At 54.0% G+C, this 743-nt stretch carries 1 protein-coding gene; it reads right to left on the bottom strand.

Going from position 1 to position 743, the window contains the following annotated elements; translation table 11 throughout:
• On the bottom strand, nucleotides 1–737 hold a 737-nt coding region (gene repC, locus P7F60_RS29435), incomplete at its 3' end, for a plasmid replication protein RepC (RefSeq protein ID WP_277921099.1).
• Nucleotides 738–743: the final 6 nt, after the last annotated feature.

Below are 743 nucleotides of genomic sequence, written 5' to 3' on the forward strand. Positions count from 1 at the left end.
GGAATCGCGTTATTTTCATTATCTTCCAAGATATTGAGAGCTTCCTCCTTCAGCATTCGCATCTCATCCAAGAGTCCCCTGACTTCGGTCACCGTCGGGGATCTCGGAATTCGCCGGACCAGCGCTAAGTACGTACTCTCAATCAACGCCCAGTTCCCTGGCGCCTCCTCCTCCAATGCTGCTGTGATAAGCTTCCTTACGTCGCGTCGGCAAATCGTCAGGCTTTCCTTGGCTCTCCTCAGTGCAGCTCGCTCAGCCATGACTTCTTGCGCCATTGTGGCCAATTCGCCGGCGCGGACGAGCAAAGGAGAAAGGTCGAAGCCAAACGCCGATTCAACGGACCCAGACCTGTCCTTCCTAGCGTAGCGCTTTCCATTGGCGCTATCTTTCCGAATGATCAAACCTGCGTCCACAAGCAAAGCCAGATGCCGGCGCATTGTTGAGTTCGGCATGCCGTGAGCACGCAGGGATAGCTGCATGTTTGAGGGAAATACGATCAATTGCGCATCCGGGCGGAATTCACTCTCCGGATAGAAGCTTATCAGTGCATCAAGGACTGCAACACTGTTTGAGTGAATGCCAAGGAGCGTCATTGCTGCCGACGCGTCTCGAAGCACCTTCCACTTGTCGACCGACTTCTCTGCTGCCTTACTCTCGGACACAGCTCGCTGTCGTCGAATTTCGGCAAGCGATACCGATCGCCGTCCAAACGGCGTTGAAATATTCCCGATTTCCATCATTCT

It is taken from the genome of Rhizobium sp. YJ-22 (genome assembly GCF_029601685.1).
GTDB lineage: Bacteria > Pseudomonadota > Alphaproteobacteria > Rhizobiales > Rhizobiaceae > Metarhizobium.